Here is a 20361-nt window from a genome sequence, read left to right as displayed (position 1 = left end):
GTGTTGCGGCTAAGCCGCGTTTCGGGCGGGGATGAGCGTGGTCGCTTCGGACGACCAGCCGACCCAGATGTCGTCGCGGCTTAGGCCTTCCACCTCGCTCGGATGAACGAGCGCGTTGAGCAGATGCCCCTCGCCGATCTCGACCTTGAGCGATGTGTGGTTGCCCTTGAAAACCCGCTGGCGGATCCGTCCACGGATCCGGTTGGCGACACCCGGTTCCTGCGCCGAGCATTGGATCGCTTCCGGCCGCAGGACGACGTAGATCGCGTCGCCGGCCTTGGGCGAGAGCGCGCCGGCGGACGCCTTGATCGTCATGCCGTTCCACCGCACCGCCGCTTCGCCGGCGTCAGTACCGACGACGTCGGAATGCAACAGATTGGTTTCGCCGAGGAAGGTCGCCACGAAGGCGGAGCCGGGGCGCTTGTAGAGGGTCGCCGGATCGCCCATCTGCTCGATACGGCCATTGTTCATGACCACGATCGTATCCGACATGGTGAGCGCCTCTTCCTGGTCGTGGGTCACGAACATGAAGGTCTTGCCGGTCTGTTCCTGGATCGCCTTGAGCTCGATCTGCATCGTCTGGCGAAGCTTGGCGTCGAGGGCGGAAAGCGGCTCGTCCAGAAGCAGAACGTCCGGATCGGGCGCCAAGGCGCGCATCAGCGCGACACGCTGACGCTGGCCGCCCGACAGCTCGGACGGAAGGCGGCCGGCAAAATCCTGCAGCTGCACGAGTTCCAGAAGCTCCGATACGCGCCGCTGGATCTGGCGGTTGTCGACACCCTTCAGCTCCAGGCCGAAGGCGATGTTCTTCGCGACCGACATGTGCGGGAACAGCGCGTAGTCCTGGAACACGATGTTGACGTTGCGCCGGTTCGGCGGAACCATTGTCACGTCGCGGCCGGAGAGCAAGATGCGGCCCTCGGTCGGCGTTTCAAACCCGCCCAGCATGCGCAGCGTTGTCGACTTGCCGCAGCCGGAGGGGCCGAGCAGGGTGACGAACTTGCCGCGCTCGATGTTGAGATTGAGATTATCGACGGCGACAAAGCTGCCGAAACTCTTGCGGATATTTTCGAACTGAACAACCGGTTGCATCAGCGGATCCTCGAACGACGTGTGAGATATTCTGCGTAGAGCCCGACCACGGCGGTCACGACCAGGACGAGCGTCGCCATGACGTTGATCTCCGGAGACATGCCGGACTGCACCCGGGCGAAGATCAGCATCGGCAGCGTCGGGCGATAGCCGCCGAGGAAGAAGGTGCGGACGAAGTCGTCGCTCGACAGCAGCAGGCAGAAGATCATGCCGCCGAAGATGGCCGGTCCCAGATAGGGAAGCGTGACGCGGAAGAAGGTTACGATACTGTCGGCACCGAGATCGCGCGCGGCATCGACCAGATTGCCCGGCATCGAGCGCAGCCGCGTCAGCACCATGACCACCACGAAAGGCACGGCGTGGACGACGTGGCCGAGGATGATGGCGACCGTGCCCGTCGGCAGATCGATGGTGGTGATGAAGATGCGCAGCGAAATCGCCGAGATCATGCCCGGCACCACGGCCGGCAGGCAGGCCACCGCAAAGGCCACGTATTGAGCGGCCCCGCGCAGCGACCCGATCAGCATCGCGATCCAGACACCGATCACCGTTGCAATGGCCGTCGTCGCCGCGGCGATCATGATGGTGTAGAGGCAGGCGTCCAGGAACTGCTTGTCCTTTATGACCTTGGCGTACCAGTCGATCGTCAGGTTTCCGAGCGGAAACGAAATGAAGCTCGCGTCCTTGAAGCTGACCGCCACCATCAGCGACAACGGCAGAAACAGGTACAGGACAAACAGCCAGTAGAAGGACTTGAGGGCCAGCCCGGGCCAATCGTGAAACAGGGCGCGCATCAGAATGTCCTTTGCTTCGAGCCGCCGACGACCCGCATGAACAGACCGACGGTGACGAGGGATGCGGCAAGCATGATCATCGCGAAGGCGGCACCGGCCGGCCAACGGCTGCTGGCGCCGTGGAAGAAACTGCTGATCGTCTCGGAGAACATGCTGGTGGTCGGCCCGCCGAGCAGAATGGGAGCGGCAAACACGCCCATGCAGGTGAGGAAGACCAGCGAGCATCCGGACACGATGCCGTCGCGCGAAAGCGGCAGGATGATGCGGCGGAAGCGCGTGAACGGCCCTGCCCCGAGATCGGCTGAGGCATCGAGCAGCGACTTCGGGATCTTCTCGATCGCCGAATAGAGCGGCAGCAGCATGTAAAGGCAGACCATGTAGACGAGGCCGAAGCTGATCGAAAACGAGGTGTAGAGCATCTGGATCGGACGCTCGGTCAGCCCGATTTCCCTGAGCAGCACGTTAACGGCACCGCGATTGGCGAGAAGCATGATGACCGAGAAGATACGGATGATTTCACCGGCCCAGAACGGGGCCAAGAGCAGGAGCAGCGCCCGTGACCTGTTGCCGGTCGCAACCACCTTCGCCACGTAATAGGCAACCGGATAGACCACGACCAGGGTGACGGCGGTTGCGATGGAGGCATAGATGAAGCTGCGCAGCAGCGGCATCCAGTAGAGCTTTTCACTGAAGAAGAGCGCGTAGTTGTCGAACGTGAATTCGGCCTCGACGCCCGGCTGCGGCGGATAGCTGGACAGGAGGCTGATGCGCAGCATCTCGTAGATGGGGCCGATATGCATCATCAGCATCCAGACGACCGGCACGCCGGCCAAAAGCAGGATGCGTCCGTATCGCCACTCGGCAACGGCGCCCAAGGTGTAGCGATAGAGCGGTGAGTTGATCACCCTTGCGACCCCGGTCGAGTATTTCATGTGCGCAGCACGGACGGGGAGACCGCCACCTGCCGTATGTGTTCCCACGGCCATTGAATTATCCCAAAGCTTGTCCGCGACCCGACGGGCGTTGGCAGAACATGCGTCACCGTTCTGACCCCGCCGCTACGGCGAGGTCAGTCAGTCAGTCATCGCAATGCGATTGCTTAGGCCGCTTTCAGTTCGGCGACGGCGCGATCGATGATCTCGTTCTTCATCGAGCGGTTGAGCGAGCTGAAGAAGGTGACGCGCTCGAGCTCGTCCTGCGGCAGGGTCGATGCCAGCCGCTCCCTCTCGTCGAGCAGCTTGTCGACACCCGATATCGTCGAGCTGAAGCCGGAGGTGCGCGTCATCGCCGCCCCGACCTCGGGGTTCGCCAGGATCGCGTCGAACAGCTTGTAGGCGTTCTCGGCGTTCGGCGCGTTGTTGACGATGTTCAGCGTGTAGCAGAAGCCGTAGGTGCCTTCCTTCGGCACGGAGAGCTTGACCGGCACGCCGTCCATGATCAGCTTGGCAGCCGGGCCCGACCAGGCCTGCGCCAGATGGATGTCCTCGTTGATGAACATCTGCTGCACTTCGCTGGCCGCATCGTAGTATTTGCGAACCATGTGCTTGTGCTTGATCAGGTGGTCGCGCGCTTGGCTGGCGGCCTTCTGGGCCTCCTCGACCTTGTCGGTGTAGGTGACGAAGTCGCCGTCATGGCCCAGATACTTCATGGTGATCGACATGAAGTCGCCCGCCATATAGGCGGTCAGGCCTTCGTACTTCTCGTCGAACATGATGCCCCAGCTGTCGGCCTCCGACACGTAGTCGGTGTTGCGCACGAGGCCTTCGTAGCCGGCAAGGATCGGCAATCCCCAAAGGTTGCCCTCGAAGCGCGCCCAGGCGGCGTCCTGATAGGCGGGGTTGAGGTTCGCCCAATTACGCAGCTTTGCCGTATCCAGCGCCTGCACCAGCTTGGAGCCGATGAACTGGCCGTAGCGGTGGCCGGCGACCGTCACGATGTCCGTGGTCGGGTTTGCGCCTTCCGCCGTCAAGAGATTGTACTGCTTGCCCTGGTCGTCGGTCAGGCGGATGCGAACCTCGATGCCTGTGTCCTTCTGGAACTGCTCGATGAAATCCTGCGGCAGGAACTTGTCATAGGTGGTGATGTTGAGAACCGAGCTCTCAGCACGCGCCGACCGGATGAGGTAAGGCGCGGTGAGCACCGTTGCACCGCCTGCCCCCAACAGCTTGAGCGCGTTCCTGCGATTGATCTTCTGCCCGATAATCATTTGTTTCTCCTCTCGCCTCCCAGCGTGACTTGATGGCGCCAGAGCGCGCATACGCGCTTCTGATCCCGTCGCCGATCGCGCAGCCGGATCGATCCAGTTGCAGCCTGCATAAAGATTGGCGCAGCAAATTTGGTCCGTCTAATTGTTTTTGAGCCTGCATCCATTCCAAAAGGTTATAGCCCAGAATTTAAGCCGGCACGGCAAACGGCGATATTTTGCGGGGGTCTTGGTCGGCCGGATTGTCAACCTCCGCGCGCAAAGCTAGGGTATGGGCAAGTTTGCCCCGAATGAAGTTATGAAATGAAGCGCGCACCGAACCTGCGACAAATCGAGGCTCTTAAAGCCGTGATCGAATGCGGCACGGTCAGCCGTGCCGCGGAAGTGCTGCATATCTCGCAACCCGCCGTGAGCAAGCTCCTGGCGCATCTGGAAGAAGATACGGAGCTTGAACTCTTCGACCGCATCAAGGGGCGGCTCATTCCTTCGGAGCATGGCATGCGGCTCTACAAGGAGATCGATCGTGTCTTCGCCGGCATCAAGCAGATCGAGCGCGCCGTCGACCTGATCCGGCGCGAGGAACTGGGGCAGATCTCGGTCGGTGTGATGCCGGCGCTTTCCGGCCTCTTCATCAGCGACACCAACAAGCGCTTTCTTGCGGGGCATGGCGACGCCTACATCTCGGTGGTGATCCGCAGTTCGCAGTTCATCGTCGAATGGCTGCTATCCAAGCAGGTCGATATCGGCCTCATCAACCGCAATACGGACAACCCCTATATCGAGTGCGTTCCCTTGCGCGGCGGAGACCTCGTCTGCATTGCGCCGCGCGACCATCGCTTCGCTGCGAAACAGGAGATCGTGCCCGCCGATATCCACGGCGAGCCCTATATCGGCTTTGCAGCGGACAACCGCATCCGGCAAAAGATCGAAAGCACGCTCGATGTCTATGGCACGCGGTTGAACTACATCATGGATGCGACCCTTGCGCCGGCGGTATGCGAAATGGTCGCCAACGGACTGGGGATCGCCATCGTCGATCCGGTGTTCGCCTTTGGCCAGCGCGACCGGCTGACAATCAAGCCGTTTCTCCCCAGCATTGCGTCGGATCTCAGCCTCTGCTGGCTCCGCGAAACGAGAAACCGCCACCTGGTCGACGCCTATGTCGAGGCGACCCGCGCCACGGTGCAGGATATGCGGCTGGCGATGGAAGCGAACTGAGGCCCTTTCGGCGGTGTGTCGGAATTCGCGGCTTTACAAGCCCCGCTCCACAGCCAAGATTGCGGGCCCGACAAAATGGTGAACCATGCCGACCGCTCCCCTCCTTGTTGACGCATTTTCCGAAGCGCATATCCCCGAGATGCTCGACTGGTTTTCAAGCCTGGAGGCGCTGGTGCTATGGGGCGGCCCCGGCCTCTCCTTTCCGCTGCAAGCGGCACAGCTCGAAGCGATGCTCGCCGGAACCAAGGGTGCCGAACCTGAGCGCTTGATGTTTGCAGGCGTCGCCGACGGCAAGCTCGCCGGCCATGCGCAGGTAGCGCTCGACTGGGCAAACGGCGTCGGCCGCCTCGCCCGGGTTGCCATCAATCCACGCATGCGCGGCCAGGGCCTCGCCCAGCCTTTCCTCAGCGAAGTCACCCGCCGCTTTTTCGCCGACCCCGCCTTCGAGCGGCTGGAGCTCAACGTCTACACGTTCAACGAGGCGGCGATCCGCACCTACCGAAGCCTCGGCTTTTACGAGGAAGGCGTCAGACGCTCCTCCGCCAAGGTCGGAGATGCCAGGTGGGACACAGCGATCTATGGCATGCTTAGAGGCGAATGGGCCGACCGCACCGCCGCCGCTCAGTAAGGCAAGCCGACATAGTTCTCCGCCAGCGCCGTTTCTGCCGCCACCGAATGGGTGAGGTAGTCGAGTTCGGCTTCCTGGATGCGCTGGTCGAAATCGCCGGTATCCGGAAAACGGTGCAGCATCGTCGTCATCCACCAGGAGAAGCGCACGGCCTTCCACACGCGCGCCAGCGCCCGCGCCGAATAGGCGTCGATGCCGGCATTCGAGCGATCCTGGTAGTGTTCGAGCAGCCCCTCGAAGAGATAATGCACGTCGCTGGCGGCAAGGTTCAGACCCTTCGCGCCGGTTGGCGGCACGATATGGGCGGCATCGCCGACCAGGAACAGCCGGCCGAAACGCATCGGCTCGGCAACGAAAGAGCGCAGCGGCGCGATTGATTTTTCAAAGGACGGTCCCGTTACCATTGCTTCGGCATGATGAGACGGCAGCCGCCGGCGAAGTTCGTCCCAGAAGCGCGTGTCGGACCAATCCTCGATCTTTTCGCTCACCGCGCACTGGATGTAGTAGCGGCTGCGCGTCGTCGAACGCATCGAGCAAAGCGCGAAACCGCGCGGATGGTTGGCATAGATCAGTTCGTGGTCGACCGGCGGCACGTCGGCGAGAATGCCCAGCCAGCCGAAGGGATAGACCTTCTCGAAGGTCTTGAGCGCCTTTTCCGGTACCGACTTGCGGCTGATCCCGTGAAAGCCGTCGCAGCCGGCGATGAAGTCGCAGTCGATGCGCTGCGCCGTGCCATCCTTCTCGAAGGTCACATAGGGCAGATGACCGTCGAAATCATGCGGTTGGACATTGGCCGCCTCGTAGATCGTGACAGCCCCTGAGCGCTCGCGATGCTCCATCAAGTCGCGCGTCAGCTCCGTCTGGCCATAAACCATGACGCGCTTGCCCCCGGTCAGTTGCCTGAGATCGATGCGGTGATCGCGGCCATCGAAGGCGAGCGAGAAGCCGTCATGCGGCAGGCCCTCCTGATGCATGCGCGCCCCGGCTTGAGCGCGATCCATCAGGCCGACCGTGCCTTCCTCCAGCACGCCGGCGCGCACGCGCCCGAGGATGTAGTCCTTGCTGACACGGTCGACAATGACATTGTCGATGCCCGCTTCCGTCAGCAATTGCCCGAGCAAAAGCCCTGACGGGCCCGACCCGATGATGACCACCTTGGTGCGCATGCTCTCCTCCGGAATTGCCTTTTGTCAGAATTGTCTTTTGGCAAAATCTGCGCCGGGCCGGCTTCGCTCTCAATGGACAAATCCGCCATGAAATTGCACAAATCGAACATGGCTTCAGGATGTGCTGCATGAGGAAGACGGTTCCGACCTACGAACTCTACGGCGAAAAGACCGGAGAACGGCCGGATTTCTGGCTGCATTGCGAGACTATTCCGTCAAGAAGCAGCCTCTACCACTGGGAGATCGGGCTGCACCGGCACGAGAGCTTCTTTCAGATCTTGTACATTGCTGGCGGCTCCGGCGATGCGGTCTTTGGCAACGCAGTCAACATGATCGAACCGCCGATGGTCATTACCGTTCCGCCGGCGCTCAGCCACGGTTTCCGCTTCTCGCGCGACATCGACGGCTTCGTCTTCACCATCCTCGCTTCGCACTTGAAGACAGCGCCCGGCGAGCGCAGCCGCCTTGGCGCCTGGCTCGCCATCCCGCACCTGATCCGGCTCGACGGCGGCGAAGATGCTGCCTACATCGCAGCAACCCTCACACGTCTTGCCAGGGAATGGGAAACCAGCCGTGGCAACCGCGCCGATCTTCTGGACGCCTACCTGACCGCCGCGCTGACGCTGACGGTCCGTCTCGACGAGACGAGCGACGACCGGGATGACAGCAGCCAGAGTGAAAACGAGCGGCGGGTCCAGCGCTTCCAAGCGCTTTTGCAGCAGCACCTCCGCTCGCATTGGCCGGCCGCCGCCTATGCCCGCGAACTTGGCCTGTCGCAAACCCATCTCAACCGGATCACGCGCGCCGTCGCCGGCCTCAGCGCCCACGAAATGATCTCGCGAAAGCTCGTCGGTGAAGCAAAGCGCGAACTCGTTTTCACCCGCGCCAGCGTCCAGGAAATCAGCTTCCGCCTCGGCTTCGCCGACCCCGCCTATTTCTCCCGCTTTTTCCTGCGCCAGACAGGCGTGACGCCCCGCGCCTGGCGGCTGGCAGAGCGCGAACGGCTTGGTGCATAAAGCGCCAGCGCAGCTTTCGGCGGCTGGCCATGCACGCCAGGGTGAGATTGTATACAATCCGAAAAAAGCTTTTTGCAACGACTCAAAACGGGAGCAGAATCAAGCTCGGGTCCGAGGGGGGCCCGGAGGAAATACGGAGGAAGACATGGCAGTACGCGATCCGTCGCCCTCGTTGTACAACGAGGATCTGGCACCGGCCGAGGAGCGCCGGTGGGGCGCTTTCAGCATCTTCAATGTGTGGACATCCGACGTGCATAGCCTGTGGGGATACTACCTCGCAGCAAGCCTGTTCCTGCTCTGCGGCAGCTTCATAAACTTCGTCATCGCGATCGGCATCGGCTCGCTGGTGATCTTCTTCCTGATGAGCCTCGTCGGCAATGCGGGCGTACGCACCGGCGTGCCCTTCCCCGTTCTCGCCCGCGCCTCCTTCGGCACCTTCGGCGCCAACGTTCCGGCGCTGGTGCGCGCCGTCGTCGCCTGTTTCTGGTACGGCGCGCAGACGGCAGCAGCGTCCGGCGCGATCGTGGCGCTTCTCATTCGCAACGAAAGCATGCTGGCCTTCCATCAAAACAGCCACATGCTCGGCCACTCGACGCTTGAGGTCATCTGCTACGTCGTCGTCTGGTCGCTGCAACTGCTTATCATCCAGCGCGGCATGGAGACCGTTCGCAAGTTCCAGGATTGGGCAGGCCCGGCCGTCTGGATCATGATGCTGATCCTCGCAGTCTATCTGATCGTCAAATCAGGGACGTTCTCCTTCGGTTCGGAAATCCCGCGCGACGTGCTCATCGAAAAGACCAAGGACGCAGGCGTTCCTTGGGAGCCCGGCAGCTTCCCGGCGCTGGCCGCGGTCGCCGCCACCTGGATCACCTACTTCGCAGCGCTCTATCTGAACTTCTGCGACTTCTCGCGCTATGCGACCGACGTGAAGACGCTACGCAAGGGCAATCTCTGGGGCCTGCCGATCAACCTGCTCGCCTTCTGCCTGGTCGCCGGCGTGACGACGACCGCCGCCTTTGCCGTCTATGGCGAAGTGCTGCTGCATCCGGACCAGATTTCGGCGAAATTCGACAGCTGGTTCCTGGCGCTGCTCGCCGCACTTACCTTCGCCGTCGCGACGCTCGGCATCAACGTGGTGGCGAACTTCGTGTCGCCGGCCTTCGACTTTGCCAACGTCTTTCCGCGGCAGATCAACTTCAAGCGCGGCGGCTACATTGCGGCGCTGATTGCGCTCATCCTCTATCCGTTCGCCCCTTGGGAAACGGGGGCTGCGCATTTCGTCAACTTTATCGGCTCGACGATGGGGCCGATCTTCGGGGTGATGATGGTAGATTATTATTTGATCCGCCGCGGCCAGCTGAATGTCGAAGCGCTCTATCACGAGGACGGCGAGTTCCGCTTCCAGGGCGGCTGGCACGGCAGCGCGTTTATCGCCTTTGCCATCGGCGCACTGTTCTCCTCGATCCTGCCGACCTTCACCACCATCCTGCCCGCCTGGTGGGGAATCTATGGCTGGTTCTTCGGCGTCGCCATCGGCGGGGCGATCTACTACGTCTTGAGGATCGGCGCACGCAAGCCGGCCTTTGCGGCCTGACAACTTCACAATTCGCCCGGGCCTAAGTGCACCGGGCGCATTGCCGCTCACGTGGCGATGTGGGCGTTGAAATAGACAGCGCCCGCCTGATCGCGCGGGCGCTCGAACGCGCCGCTGACCGAAAACGTCGTCTCGACGAGCCCGCTGTCGGCGAGCGTATCGGCCGTGCCGCAAAACAGGGTCCGACCTTTCGCCAGCAGCACGATGCGGTCGGCAATCGCCATGGCCTGGTTGAGGTCATGGATGGCGACCACGACCGTTACCTGCCGCTCGCGGCGCAGGCGGCAAAGCAGTTCCAGCACTTCCACTTGATGACCGATGTCGAGAAACGAGGTCGGCTCGTCGAGCAACAGGATCTCGGTTTCCTGCGCAAGCGCCGCCGCAATCCAGGCCCGCTGCCGCTCACCACCCGACAAGGCTCTCAGATCCCGATGCGCGATATCGTGCAGATCGGCGCTGTCGAGCGCCCAATCGACCGCCTGGCGGTCTGCGGCGGAAAAGCCGCCGAAGGCGCCGATATGGGCAAAGCGTCCATGCCGGACCAGCTGCTCGACCGTCATGCCCTCGGGCGAGAGCGGCGCCTGCGGCAGGAAGGAAAGCCGGCGCGCGAGCTGGCGACGCTTCCATGAGCGCACCGACCGGCCATCGAGCGTCACGTCGCCGGCCTCCGGCACCGTCAATCCTGCAAGCGCATGGAGTGCGGTGCTCTTGCCCGACCCGTTGGGGCCGATCAGCGCAACGATTTCGCCGCGGCCGAGCGCAAGGGCGAAGGTCGCGAGTGCGCAATGCCCGGCATAGCGAATGGTGACGTCGGCGGCTTTGAGATGCATCACGGCCTCATCGGTAGCGGCGAAGTAGAACGAGCAGGAACGGCGCGCCTGCAAAGGCGGTGACGACACCGATCGGAATTTCCTCGGCGCCGCCGGCAAGCCGTCCGGCGAGATCGGCCGCCACGACCAGTGTCGCGCCGATGAGGGCCGTCAGCGGCAGGACCGCCGCGAAATGGCGACCGGCCAGGAACCTTGCAAGATGCGGCACCACGAGCCCGATGAAAATCAACGGACCGACGACGCCGACGGCACTGGCGGCAAGGACGCAGGCAACGGCGAGAACCAGGGTGAAATGCAGGCGATAATTCAGCCCGAAGGAGCGTGAGACGTCCTCTTCGAAGCGCAAGATCGCCAGCGAACGGTGGAGGAACGGAAGCACAGCGAGCGCGGCGAGCGTGAACGGCAGGAGAAAGACCACATGCTCCCAGCCACGCGCATAAAGGCTGCCAGCAAGCCATTGCATGACGATCTCGAACCGGGCGCTGCCCCAACCGACGATGATGCCCATGGCAAGTGCATGCAGAAAGGCGCCGATCGCGATGCCGCACAGCGTTACGCGCAGAGCGCTCAATCCCCTGCGGACGGCAAGGCCATAAATCAGCGCCCCGGCCGCAAGCCCGCCGATGGCGCCGACCAGCGGCAGCCAGGCAACCGGCAGGGCGTAAAGCGTGTTGGCATCGGAGGCGACGCCATAGACCGCGACGAAGAGGAACAGGGTCACCGCCAGCGTCGCCCCTTGAGAAATGCCCATGATGGTCGGGTCGGCCAGCGGGTTGCGCGTAACCGTCTGCAGCAGGGCACCGGCGACCGCAAAATGCATACCGGCGAGCATGCCGGTCAGGATGCGCGGGATCCGGATGGTCTCGATGATCAGCTGCGCATTGTCCGATCCGCGTCCGATGAGGACGGCGGCGACGTCAGACAGAGGCAGGTCGGCGACCCCGAGCAGGATCGCCACCAGCAGGAGGCCGGGAAATAGGGCGACCAGCAGCACGGTATGTCGCAGCGCCGGTGTTTCGGTCGTGGTCCTCGTCATCGACGCCCGCCTCCAGCACCGGGCCGCGGGCCGCGTTGGGTCAGATAGACGAACACCGGGCCGCCGATCAGCGCGGTGAAGATACTGACCGGAATTTCCCGTGGCGCGGCGACCGAGCGGGCGAGTGCGTCCGCCGTCATCAACAGGCATCCGCCAAGCGCGATATTGAGGAGAAGCGCCCAGAGCGCCGAGCCCGGCCGCAGCAGCCGGACAAGATGCGGGGCGGCCAACCCGACAAAGGCAACAGGCCCGGCAACCGGCGTTACGCCGGCAACGAGGCAAATGGCTGCGGCAAGCAGCACGAGCTTCAACAGAACGGGATTGGCGCCCATGCCGGCGGCGGCCCCGTCGCCGAGCGACAGGAGCGCGATGATGCGGTGGCAGCAAAGAGCGATGCCGAGCCCAACGACGATCCACGGCAGCATGAAGCCGACCTGCGCCCAGGATCTCCCTTGAAAGCCGCCGGAAAGCCAGAACAGCACCGAGGGCGATTGTGGCCCGCCTCGGACGAGCAGGTAAGTGGTGACCGCATTTAAGAACAGGGCGACCGTGATCCCGCCCAGCGCCAGGTGCAGCGGCGACGCCCGCCCGCCCCTTGCCGTCCACAGCGTCAGCGCGGCCGCCGCCAATCCGCCGACCATCCCGATTGCCGGAAAGAGCGTGGAAGATACGGCAGGGAAAAGGACGAAGCTCGCGACGATGAACGCCACGGCGCCGGCGGTGACGCCGGTGAGGTCGGGTGCGGCCAGCGGATTGCGCGTGATCGATTGCAGCAGGTAGCCCGAGACGGCGAGAGCTGCGCCTGCGAAGTAGGCGGCGATGCTTCTCGGCATGCGCAGTGTCCAGACGATGATCGAATCAGTACCGCCAGCCGGCGATGATAGTGCCGCCAGCGCCTGGGAAAGCGTCATCGGCTTTGCGCCGAAGATCAGCGCCGACACGCTGACAATCAGCGCTACCGCCAGCAACATCGCAAACCACAGCGGTGCGCGCGTCTGGTCGCTCATGGCCGTTGCTCCGAGACGTTCCCTACAGCGGTCATATCGGTCGTCGCGCGATGGAAGGCCCAGAAAAGACCGGTCGCGGCGGCAGCGAACCCAAGCCCCATGCCGAGCCAGACACCGACGGCGCCGGGAGCGAGGTGGAAACCGATGAGCCAGGCGGCCGGCGCACCGATCAGCCAATAGCTTGCAAGCGTGATCCAGAAGCCGCTCGCGGCACGGCCGACGCCGCGAAGCGCGCCGATACCGATGTTCTGCGCGAAATCGGGCAGCTGGGCGAGCGCCGCGACAGACACCAGCGCGGACGCGGCCAGATAGGTTGCGCCCTCGGATCCGGCCGGCGACAGGGAAAACAGAGCCAGGATCGGCGCCGGCAGCAACAGGATAATCAGAGCGAAGACGGAGGCGACTGAAATGCCGAGCAGCAGCCCCGTTCCGCCGACCCGCCGCGCGCGTTCGCTGTCGCCGGCCGCAAAGGCTTCGCTGACCCCGACCGAGGTCGCGTGCGAAAGCCCGACCGACAGCATGAAGACGACATAGACGACCTGATTGACCGCCGCCTGCGCGGCGAGCGCGGCGGCACCCCAGGCCCCGACCATAAGCGTGACCAGCGCGGTGAAGCCGGCCTCGGATGCGTAGGATCCGGCTGTCGGAATGCCGATCGCAAGCAGCCGCCGGATGGCTGCGACGACCTCCCCCATCGACACGAGGCGCGAGAACGACAGCCGCCGGTGCGTTATCCAGGCAATGGCAGCGAATTGTGCCAGGAAGGCGAGCGTGCTTGCGGCTGCGACGCCCGAAGCGCCGAGCTTCGGCAGGCCGAACGTGCCGAACAGCAGGCCATAGTCGAGCAGGGCATTGACCAGAATGGTCGCGAGCGTGATCGTAAGCAGGAAATTCGCCTGACGCCGGCCGACGACGACGCCACGATAGGCGTAAAAGCAGAAGAGCGGGATGATGCCGGGCGCCAGAAACATCAGATACTCGCGCGCAAGCTCGACGACGCCGGCATCCTGTCCGAGCCAGCGCAGGCCGCTGCCGCCGATCATCATCAACGCTGCCGAAATCAGCCCGGCAACGGCAGCGATGCTCAGCGAACCCAGCAAATGAGACGGCGCCACCTTTTCGCCGGATGCCTCGGCAACGAGATTCGACGTGCCGACGATCAGACCGAAGCCAATCGTGCGCAGCAGATTGAACACGGCGAGCCCGAGTGCGGCAGCCGAAAGCGCCTCGCCACCGACCCAGCCGAGCATCAGCAGGTCGGTGGTCGAGATTGCGACCTGCGCCAGCTGTACCAGCGCCAGCGGCGTTGCCAGCCCGACGATGCGGCGCGCTTCAGAAACTGTAGGACGGTTACGGGGCATGAGAATTTGCCGGCCCCGCAAGTGCAAGGGCCGGTTCACCTGTTACTGGATTGAGGCGGGGATGAACTTGCGGGCTTCCGCCTTCACGTCGATGGCTGGAAAGGCATCGGGATAGAGCAGATGCGCTGCCTCGCGCAGTACCATCTGGCGGGCGATCGGCCCGTGCGCCTCAACCCAATGGTCGCCGACATAGTGCACGCGTGCGTTCTTCACCGCCGAGAGCTGCTGCCAGATCGGATTGTTTTCCTGAGGGCGGTCCGGGCCGTAGTCATAGACGAAGATGACTTCCGGATCCTGCTCCAGCAGGGTTTCGAGGCTCATTTCCATGCCCCAGTTCCCGGGAACGGACGGCGTCGGGTTCTGACCGGCGATGTTGTCGCCACCAAGCGCCACCAGGATGGCGGCAGTCATGTTTTCCGATCGAAAGACCCAGGGAATGTCCCCGCCCCACATCACCACGAAACGCGGGTGCTTGTCCTTCGGCGCCTTCGCTGCAAAGGCCTCGAGGTCGCTCTTGAAGGCGGCGTTGATCTCCTGCCCGCGTTTCGGCTGGCCAAGGATCGTCGCCAGTTGCGCAATGGTGCGGTCGCTGTCGGCGTAGAGTTCAAGGTCGTAGGCGAGATAGGGCGCGACCTTCTCGTATTGGGCAGCATTGCCTTCGGTGTAGCGGCGGATCGCGACCGTGAGGTCCGGTTTTGCCTCCGCGAGCAGCTCGATGTTCGGGGTGGCGCGCTGGCCGATCTGCTTGACGCCATCGAGGTAGCCGCCGAGGAAATCGGGATGACGGCCTTCCACCATGTAGGTCGTCGCAACCGGCGTCAGGCCCAGGGCGAGCGCGACATCCGCGGCGAAATAGGAAACGGAGGCGACCTTCTGTGCCTTCGCCGGAATGGTGACCGCCACACCGCGATCGTCGATCACGTTGAAGGTAACGGCGTCTTCGGCACCGGCACCGGTCGCCTGGCCGAGCACGCAGCCTGCAAGAACGACGGCGCCGATCAGCTGCGAGCGTGCGGCTGTGAAAAGGGGGCTGGGCATGCGGGCTCCTTGTACCATTGCGGTGTCAACCTTGCTGAAGGCCGAAAGCCGGTAGCCACGGCCGTCACCGCACGGCTCGCCGCTTGCGGTAGACACATGCCGAAAATCGCCGGCAGCGTCTGCGCGCCGCTGCGGCCCGCCGAACCTCAGACGAAGAAAACGCGCGATCGCCATCAACAAACCTCCCGACATCAGGCTTCCTGCCTTCCAATATGGAGGATTGTTGATATTTATGGTCAAGTTATTTGCAAGCGAAAGGTTCTCACGCCGGCATGAAAAAATCGCAAGCCAAACGCTTCAAGCTTCCGCCGCTCAGTGTGCTGCCGGCCTTCTCGGCGACGGCGCGCACGGGCAGCCTGACGCTCGCAGCCGCGGAGATGCACCTGACGCCGGGCGCGGTCAGCCGCCAGATCAAGGCACTTGAAGACGCACTGGGCACGCCGCTTTTTCACCGCAGCCACAATGCGATCGCGCTGACGGCCGCCGGGCGACAGTTCCTCACCCACGTGAACGGGGCGCTCGCCACACTTGAGACGGGCGCGCGCGCGGTCAGCCCCGAACGCTCGCGCCTGGTGATCCAGGCGCCGATCACCATTGCCCGCCGTTGGCTGATCCCCCGGATCGGTTCCTACCGGCAGGCGCATCCGAGCGAAGATCTCGTCATCCAGTCCCTGGCGCTGGGTGCTGCCGAACCGGCGGATATCACGATCACCTATCGCCGCTGCGGCGACAGCGACGATCACGCGCTGGCCTTTCTGGTGGACCGCACGCTTGCGGTGTGCTCACCGCAGTTCTTTGCGCGATCGGAACGCGAACTCGACGCCCGCGACGTGCTCGGCCTGCCGATCCTTCTCGATACGGCCGACGCCTGGTCCTGGCGGCGCTGGTGCGATGCGGCTGCGATCCCTTTCGAGCCGAAGGGCGGCAGCATCGGCTTCGACACGGACGAGGCCGCAATCGACGCCTGCATTTCCGGCCTAGGAATTGCTCAGGTCAGCCCGGCCTTCATCGAGAAGGAGCTGCGAAGCGGCCAGCTGATCGCGCTTTGCCCATCGATCTCGCCGATCGTCGGCGCCTATGAGATCGCGAGGCGCGCGCCGTCAGGCACGCCGGACAGCTTTTCCACATGGCTTTCCCAATGGGGCCACGCGGAAATCTAGCCGGGAACGCTACTCCGCACGCGACGCCGTCATGAGCTTTTCTTCGGGAGGCCGAGGATTTCGCGTACGCCGTTCTTGGTGAAGGGCTGCGCCAGTTGTGCCAGGAAGCCTCGGGCGATCTGGCCCTTGATGCCGATGTTAGTGGAGGACGGACGGTCAGGGTTGTAGTATGTGCCGAACAAAAGGTCCCAGACCACGACGTTCTCGCCGTAGTTCATGTTGCCCTCGCGAAGGTCCTTCGAGTGATGCCAGCGGTGCAGCCGCGGCGTGCTGAAGAGATAGTCGAAGGGGCCGGTGCGCATATCGACGTTGCAATGGGTAAGAATGCCCATGAAGGCCGTGACCGCGCCGAGCCACCAGAAAACGTGCAACGGAGCGCCCAGGCAATAGAGCGGGATCTGGCTCATGGCGATCTTGAACAGCGAATCGGCCACGTGGAAGCGGCCGGTATTGATGACCCAGAGCCGAACGACGCTGTGATGCAGCGCGTGAAACCGCCAGAAGAACAGCTTTTCGTGGGCGATCCGATGCGACCAATAGAGGCCGAATTCGGCAACGACCACGGCGATAGCCACCTGAAACACCATCGGCCAATCCGATGGCCAGAGACCAAACTTGAGCGCTGCGAGCGGCTGCAGGATGTTGGCGGCATACATGGGAAAGACGGCGGCGATCAGGCCAGCCGCCTGCAGCAGGCCCTTCGTCGCCAGCGTGTGGCCGATATCGTTCACCGTTTCGCCATCCGATTGCAGCCAGCCCCGCTCGTAGGGAATGTAGCGTTCGAGAAGAAACAGGATGAAGACGGCAGCCGCATAGACCGCCACGAATCCGACCATCGGTCTCGCGCTCGCGAACGCGTAGTAGGCGCCGAGCAGTCCACCGAAAAACACCAGCGGCCAGGACAGATACCCAAGCACTAATCTGAAAACCTGTCCGAGCCTCGACACGGTGGCTCTGCGCTCTGCCTTCATCAACGATGCTCCATCCATTCAAGCAGTTCCCGGCATGTGCGCGGCCGGCCGTCGCTGACGCGTCCGTTGCTGCATGCATCCAGGCGATGGTCCTGCTCGGACCAGCCGCCTCGTCCATGCCGGTACATGCGTCTGATCTCGGCGCAGGTTCGCGGCGTTCCATCACTTAGCCGACCATCACGACAGGGATCGTACAAAGGCTGCACGGTCCGATACGGATTGTCCGCAATCCACATTCCCTTTTCTTCGGCATGGCTCGGGCTCGCGCTGAAGAGGATCATCCACATCGGTAAAATGGCCAGGCGCATCGACAACGTCCTTTGTTGAAACGTTGCACGAGCTTTGCGGGGGGTGGGTTGCACCAGCATTGCAGGAGACGGGAAGATGCAATCAGTTGCTGGAGGATGCAACCGCCCATTGACGATGAAAAAAGAATCTATCATTCTCTTTTCATCGTCAATGGAATCTGGACAGATGCGCGCGCCCAATCTCGAATTTTCGCAACAGGAAACGGACGACTTTTCCGCGCTGGACGCAACGGAACAGGCGCGTCTCGTCTCGACGGGCCAAGCCTCGCCGCTCGAACTCGTCGATGCCGCCATCCGGCGCATCAAGCGGATCGAGCCGCACGTCAACGCCCTTGCATCCACGGATTTCGACCAAGCGCGCAAGTGCGCCGGAGCTCTTCGGCCGCACGCGGACATGCCGTTCCCGGGCGTACCGACCCTGCTCAAGGATCTGCTTGCCTACCCCGGCCATCCGGCCGGCTTCGGCTCTCGCCTCTTCAAGGGACAGCCCGCCCAAGGCGGATCGGATTACACGGACGCAATCGACAAGGCCGGTCTGATCGTTCTTGGAAAGACGACCACATCGGAGTTCGGCCTGCTCGGCACCACCGAAACCCTCGCCCATGGAGCGACGCGCAACCCCTGGAATTTTGCCCTTTCGACCGGCGGCTCGTCCGGCGGCGCGGTGGCGGCCGTTGCCTCCAACATGGTGCCTATCGCCCACGCGTCCGACGGCGGCGGCTCGATCCGTGGCCCCTCCTCCTTCTGCGGGCTATTCGGTTTCAAGCCGAGCCGGGACCGCACGGTGAATGCCGGCCTGCCGCCGGCGATGCCGACGGCGCGGCTGATCAGCGACCATTGCGTCAGCCGTTCCGTGCGCGACAGCGCCGCGTGGCTGGCGGCGACCGAGCGGCAGGACCTGGCGCGGCCAATGCCTGCGATCGACGATATGCGCCGCGGCCCGCAGAAGCGGCTGCGCATTGGCGTCTATCGCCATGATGTTTTCGGGCACGGCGTGTCTGAAGCGGTCGAGGACGCGCTCAACGCGGCGATCACGTTGTGCACGGTTTTGGGGCACGAGGTCGTCGAATGCGCGGGGCCTGACGTCAACGCGCAGGAAACCAGCCGCGCCTTTTTCAATCTGACCGGGATCGTTCTGTCCGGCCTGTTCGACCAGGTCGCGGCCACAATGGGCGGCGCCTTCGACGAGACCTTGTTCGAGCCCTACACGGTCGAGCTCGTCCGCCGCGCGAGGCGGCTGCCGGAGGCGGCAATCATGGAGGCGATCGGCGCGACGAAGAGGGCCGAGGCGAGCGCAAATCAGACGATCTCCGGCTATGACGTGCTGCTTTCGCCCACCGTCCCCTTCACGGCCTTTCCGCTGGGGACGCAAGGACCGACCGAGGATGCAGACCAACTCATCGCGTTTACGGAACGCCTCGCCGGCTTCACCAATGTGGCGTCCTTTGCCGGATGGCCCGCCATGTCGGTGCCGCTTTGCTGGTCGCGCGAGGGGCTGCCGGTCGGCTGCCATTTCGCTGCAGCAACGGGCGAGGACGCGCTGCTCTTCTCACTCGCCTTCCAGCTGGAAGAAGCTGCCCCCTGGCAACCAAGGCTCACCGAGCTTGCAGAAAGGCTCGCATGCCCCAGCGCCTGAAGCAGGAAGTGCGCGAGCGTCTGCTTGCGGCAGCGGCAGCGGTGTTTGCCGAGCAAGGGTTCGAAAAGGCCCGGCTGGCCGATGTGGCGGAACGGGCGGGTACGAGTTCGAGCAACATCTACAAGTACGTCGCCGACAAGGAAGCGCTGTTTTATGAGATCGTGACACCGGCGCTCGCCGGGCGATTGTTGCGCCTGCTGCGCGCCCGTGTACGAGAACTGCGATCGATCGGCGATTGGCTGCAGGCCGATGCTTCCGGATCCGAACGTGCCCGGGCGCTGCTGTCCTTCTGGATCGACCAGCGGCTCGTGGTGCTGATCCTGCTTCGCGGGGCCGATGGGACGCGCTACGCCCATGTCCGCAAGCTGATGATCCGGGAGATGGTGCGGCTGGCTTCCGGCTACCTGACCGACAATGGCGGCGAGCAAGCCCTGACGCCTTTGATGGGTTTCATGCTCGAGCGAACCTTCACTCGAACGCTGGACACCATTGCCGATACGCTCAGCGAATACAGCGACGCCCCGTCTATCCAGTCGGCCATTTCGCTCTTCTGGCGCTACCAGCTTGCGGGGCTGCAATCGCTTCTGGACCCGGACGCGTTGGGCGGTGATCGTCAAGCCTTCACAGGCCCCGATCAGTCGTCCGAATAGCGCTCCTCGCGCCACGGGTCGCCGCGCATGTGGTAGCCGTTCCGCTCCCAGAAGCCGGGCATGTCGCCTTCGCGAAAATCGATACGCGTCAGCCACTTGGCACTCTTCCACAGATAAAGATGTGGAACGACGAGCCGCATCGGTCCGCCATGGGTGCGGCCGATCGGTTGGCCCTCCCAGTCGGTCGCAAGGATCGCGTCTTCGGAGGCGAAATCCGCAAGCGGCATGTTCGTGGTGTAGCCGTCATAACTCGTCAGCATGACATGGCTCGCCTCGGCCTTCGGCATCACCTGGTCGAGCAGATCACGTGTGGTCACGCCTTGCCAGCGGTTGTCGTAGCGCGACCACGTCGTCACGCAATGCATGTCGGAAAGACGGTCGCTCTGCGGCAAAGCCTTGAAGGCGGCCCAGTCGAGCGACAGGGGATGCTCGACGTGACCGGTGATATCGAGCCGCCAGCTTTCCGTCCGGATGATCGGCTGCTGGCCGAGGTCGAGCACCGGCCAGTCCTTGACCAGATGTTGCCCGGGCGGAAGGCGCTCGTCCTCGGGGCGCACGATCCGCCCCGTCAGGAACTTGCCATCGGCGGCCCAGCGCCGCTTCGTCGTCGTGAGCTTGGTTTCCGGCGGCTGCGTATCGTCAGTCATAGTGGT

At 63.5% G+C, this 20361-nt stretch carries 20 protein-coding genes; 7 read left to right on the top strand and 13 right to left on the bottom strand.

Features of this window, described 5'->3' with window-relative positions; genetic code table 11:
- Nucleotides 1-9 precede the first annotated feature (9 nt).
- From IB263_RS15975 to IB263_RS15960, 4 genes are all read right to left on the bottom strand, one after another.
- Complete coding sequence (locus IB263_RS15975) at nucleotides 10-1092, bottom strand: ABC transporter ATP-binding protein (protein WP_060580985.1); 1083 nt, start codon at nucleotides 1090-1092, stop codon at nucleotides 10-12.
- Nucleotides 1092-1886, bottom strand: a complete 795-nt coding sequence (locus tag IB263_RS15970; protein ID WP_034805885.1) for an ABC transporter permease — start codon at nucleotides 1884-1886, stop codon at nucleotides 1092-1094. Before IB263_RS15970 ends, IB263_RS15975 begins: the two co-directional genes overlap by 1 nt.
- Complete coding sequence (locus IB263_RS15965; RefSeq protein WP_113554957.1) at nucleotides 1886-2872, bottom strand: ABC transporter permease; 987 nt, start codon at nucleotides 2870-2872, stop codon at nucleotides 1886-1888. The genes IB263_RS15970 and IB263_RS15965 overlap by 1 nt, the downstream gene beginning before the upstream one ends.
- Before the next feature lie 113 nt (nucleotides 2873-2985).
- The gene (locus IB263_RS15960; RefSeq protein WP_034805879.1) at nucleotides 2986-4092 is read right to left on the bottom strand and encodes an extracellular solute-binding protein; all 1107 of its coding nucleotides are present in this window, start codon (nucleotides 4090-4092) and stop codon (nucleotides 2986-2988) included.
- Nucleotides 4093-4392: 300 nt separating this feature from the next.
- Between IB263_RS15960 and IB263_RS15955 the strand changes: the two genes are divergently transcribed.
- Together IB263_RS15955 and IB263_RS15950 are read left to right on the top strand one after the other, a co-directional pair.
- A complete protein-coding gene (locus IB263_RS15955) occupies nucleotides 4393-5307 on the top strand; it encodes a LysR substrate-binding domain-containing protein (protein ID WP_034805874.1) in 915 nt (304 codons plus the stop codon).
- Between the two features lie 85 nt (nucleotides 5308-5392).
- Nucleotides 5393-5935 (top strand): GNAT family N-acetyltransferase, encoded by a 543-nt coding sequence (locus tag IB263_RS15950; RefSeq protein ID WP_113554956.1) that lies wholly within the window; start codon nucleotides 5393-5395, stop codon nucleotides 5933-5935.
- Here IB263_RS15950 and pobA read toward each other — a convergent pair.
- Entirely contained in the window at nucleotides 5929-7101 is a 1173-nt protein-coding gene (pobA, locus tag IB263_RS15945; RefSeq protein WP_060522056.1) for a 4-hydroxybenzoate 3-monooxygenase, read from the bottom strand. The genes IB263_RS15950 and pobA overlap by 7 nt on opposite strands.
- Before the next feature lie 128 nt (nucleotides 7102-7229).
- Here pobA and IB263_RS15940 point away from each other — a divergent pair, with 128 nt between their 5' ends.
- On the top strand, nucleotides 7230-8117 hold the full coding sequence (locus IB263_RS15940) for a helix-turn-helix domain-containing protein (protein ID WP_113554955.1): 888 nt from the start codon (nucleotides 7230-7232) through the stop codon (nucleotides 8115-8117).
- 145 nt (nucleotides 8118-8262) lie between these two features.
- Nucleotides 8263-9711 (top strand): NCS1 family nucleobase:cation symporter-1, encoded by a 1449-nt coding sequence (locus tag IB263_RS15935; protein WP_060522054.1) that lies wholly within the window; start codon nucleotides 8263-8265, stop codon nucleotides 9709-9711.
- Between the two features lie 47 nt (nucleotides 9712-9758).
- Here IB263_RS15935 and IB263_RS15930 read toward each other — a convergent pair whose 3' ends face one another.
- From IB263_RS15930 to IB263_RS15910, 5 genes are read right to left on the bottom strand one after another with little or no spacing between them, the layout of a single operon-like run.
- Nucleotides 9759-10541, bottom strand: a complete 783-nt coding sequence (locus IB263_RS15930; protein WP_113554959.1) for an ABC transporter ATP-binding protein — start codon at nucleotides 10539-10541, stop codon at nucleotides 9759-9761.
- A gap of 7 nt (nucleotides 10542-10548) precedes the next feature.
- Entirely contained in the window at nucleotides 10549-11577 is a 1029-nt protein-coding gene (locus IB263_RS15925; protein WP_113554954.1) for an iron ABC transporter permease, read from the bottom strand.
- Nucleotides 11574-12584 (bottom strand): iron ABC transporter permease, encoded by a 1011-nt coding sequence (locus IB263_RS15920; RefSeq protein WP_113554953.1) that lies wholly within the window; start codon nucleotides 12582-12584, stop codon nucleotides 11574-11576. Before IB263_RS15920 ends, IB263_RS15925 begins: the two co-directional genes overlap by 4 nt.
- The gene (locus IB263_RS15915; RefSeq protein ID WP_063891326.1) at nucleotides 12581-13945 is read right to left on the bottom strand and encodes an MATE family efflux transporter; all 1365 of its coding nucleotides are present in this window, start codon (nucleotides 13943-13945) and stop codon (nucleotides 12581-12583) included. Before IB263_RS15915 ends, IB263_RS15920 begins: the two co-directional genes overlap by 4 nt.
- A 42-nt stretch (nucleotides 13946-13987) precedes the next feature.
- Nucleotides 13988-14983 (bottom strand): ABC transporter substrate-binding protein, encoded by a 996-nt coding sequence (locus IB263_RS15910; RefSeq protein ID WP_083523547.1) that lies wholly within the window; start codon nucleotides 14981-14983, stop codon nucleotides 13988-13990.
- Nucleotides 14984-15255: 272 nt separating this feature from the next.
- On the opposite strand from IB263_RS15910, the gene IB263_RS15905 reads away from it, so the two are divergent.
- Entirely contained in the window at nucleotides 15256-16143 is an 888-nt protein-coding gene (locus IB263_RS15905) for a LysR substrate-binding domain-containing protein (protein WP_110818777.1), read from the top strand.
- 29 nt (nucleotides 16144-16172) lie between these two features.
- Here IB263_RS15905 and IB263_RS15900 read toward each other — a convergent pair whose 3' ends face one another.
- Both IB263_RS15900 and IB263_RS15895 read right to left on the bottom strand, forming a co-directional pair.
- Nucleotides 16173-17114, bottom strand: a complete 942-nt coding sequence (locus IB263_RS15900) for a sterol desaturase family protein (RefSeq protein ID WP_060601635.1) — start codon at nucleotides 17112-17114, stop codon at nucleotides 16173-16175.
- The gene (locus tag IB263_RS15895; RefSeq protein ID WP_143556290.1) at nucleotides 17114-17557 is read right to left on the bottom strand and encodes a hypothetical protein; all 444 of its coding nucleotides are present in this window, start codon (nucleotides 17555-17557) and stop codon (nucleotides 17114-17116) included. The genes IB263_RS15900 and IB263_RS15895 overlap by 1 nt, the downstream gene beginning before the upstream one ends.
- A 31-nt stretch (nucleotides 17558-17588) precedes the next feature.
- Between IB263_RS15895 and IB263_RS15890 the strand changes: the two genes are divergently transcribed.
- The gene (locus IB263_RS15890) at nucleotides 17589-19058 is read left to right on the top strand and encodes an amidase (RefSeq protein WP_110818779.1); all 1470 of its coding nucleotides are present in this window, start codon (nucleotides 17589-17591) and stop codon (nucleotides 19056-19058) included.
- Nucleotides 19043-19708 (top strand): TetR/AcrR family transcriptional regulator, encoded by a 666-nt coding sequence (locus IB263_RS15885; protein ID WP_060580992.1) that lies wholly within the window; start codon nucleotides 19043-19045, stop codon nucleotides 19706-19708. Before IB263_RS15890 ends, IB263_RS15885 begins: the two co-directional genes overlap by 16 nt.
- Here the strand turns inward: IB263_RS15885 and IB263_RS15880 are convergent.
- Nucleotides 19693-20355 (bottom strand): sulfite oxidase-like oxidoreductase, encoded by a 663-nt coding sequence (locus IB263_RS15880; protein ID WP_060580993.1) that lies wholly within the window; start codon nucleotides 20353-20355, stop codon nucleotides 19693-19695. The two genes, IB263_RS15885 and IB263_RS15880, sit on opposite strands and share 16 nt — an antisense overlap.
- Between the last annotated feature and the right edge of the window lie 6 nt (nucleotides 20356-20361).

The organism is Ensifer sp. ENS03, from assembly GCF_014852035.1.
Taxonomy (GTDB): Bacteria; Pseudomonadota; Alphaproteobacteria; order Rhizobiales; family Rhizobiaceae; genus Ensifer; species Ensifer adhaerens.
This window is presented reverse-complemented; position numbering and strand designations above follow the sequence as displayed.

Coding starts and splice junctions, on each gene's coding strand:
- IB263_RS15975 (WP_060580985.1), bottom strand. CDS start 1,092: ATGCAACCGGTTGTTCAGTTCGAAAATATCCGCAAGAGTTTCGGCAGC.
- IB263_RS15970 (WP_034805885.1), bottom strand. CDS start 1,886: ATGCGCGCCCTGTTTCACGATTGGCCCGGGCTGGCCCTCAAGTCCTTC.
- IB263_RS15965 (WP_113554957.1), bottom strand. CDS start 2,872: ATGGCCGTGGGAACACATACGGCAGGTGGCGGTCTCCCCGTCCGTGCT.
- IB263_RS15960 (WP_034805879.1), bottom strand. CDS start 4,092: ATGATTATCGGGCAGAAGATCAATCGCAGGAACGCGCTCAAGCTGTTG.
- IB263_RS15955 (WP_034805874.1), top strand. CDS start 4,393: ATGAAGCGCGCACCGAACCTGCGACAAATCGAGGCTCTTAAAGCCGTG.
- IB263_RS15950 (WP_113554956.1), top strand. CDS start 5,393: ATGCCGACCGCTCCCCTCCTTGTTGACGCATTTTCCGAAGCGCATATC.
- pobA (WP_060522056.1), bottom strand. CDS start 7,101: ATGCGCACCAAGGTGGTCATCATCGGGTCGGGCCCGTCAGGGCTTTTG.
- IB263_RS15940 (WP_113554955.1), top strand. CDS start 7,230: ATGAGGAAGACGGTTCCGACCTACGAACTCTACGGCGAAAAGACCGGA.
- IB263_RS15935 (WP_060522054.1), top strand. CDS start 8,263: ATGGCAGTACGCGATCCGTCGCCCTCGTTGTACAACGAGGATCTGGCA.
- IB263_RS15930 (WP_113554959.1), bottom strand. CDS start 10,541: ATGCATCTCAAAGCCGCCGACGTCACCATTCGCTATGCCGGGCATTGC.
- IB263_RS15925 (WP_113554954.1), bottom strand. CDS start 11,577: ATGACGAGGACCACGACCGAAACACCGGCGCTGCGACATACCGTGCTG.
- IB263_RS15920 (WP_113554953.1), bottom strand. CDS start 12,584: ATGAGCGACCAGACGCGCGCACCGCTGTGGTTTGCGATGTTGCTGGCG.
- IB263_RS15915 (WP_063891326.1), bottom strand. CDS start 13,945: ATGCCCCGTAACCGTCCTACAGTTTCTGAAGCGCGCCGCATCGTCGGG.
- IB263_RS15910 (WP_083523547.1), bottom strand. CDS start 14,983: ATGCCCAGCCCCCTTTTCACAGCCGCACGCTCGCAGCTGATCGGCGCC.
- IB263_RS15905 (WP_110818777.1), top strand. CDS start 15,256: ATGAAAAAATCGCAAGCCAAACGCTTCAAGCTTCCGCCGCTCAGTGTG.
- IB263_RS15900 (WP_060601635.1), bottom strand. CDS start 17,114: ATGAAGGCAGAGCGCAGAGCCACCGTGTCGAGGCTCGGACAGGTTTTC.
- IB263_RS15895 (WP_143556290.1), bottom strand. CDS start 17,557: ATGATAGATTCTTTTTTCATCGTCAATGGGCGGTTGCATCCTCCAGCA.
- IB263_RS15890 (WP_110818779.1), top strand. CDS start 17,589: ATGCGCGCGCCCAATCTCGAATTTTCGCAACAGGAAACGGACGACTTT.
- IB263_RS15885 (WP_060580992.1), top strand. CDS start 19,043: ATGCCCCAGCGCCTGAAGCAGGAAGTGCGCGAGCGTCTGCTTGCGGCA.
- IB263_RS15880 (WP_060580993.1), bottom strand. CDS start 20,355: ATGACTGACGATACGCAGCCGCCGGAAACCAAGCTCACGACGACGAAG.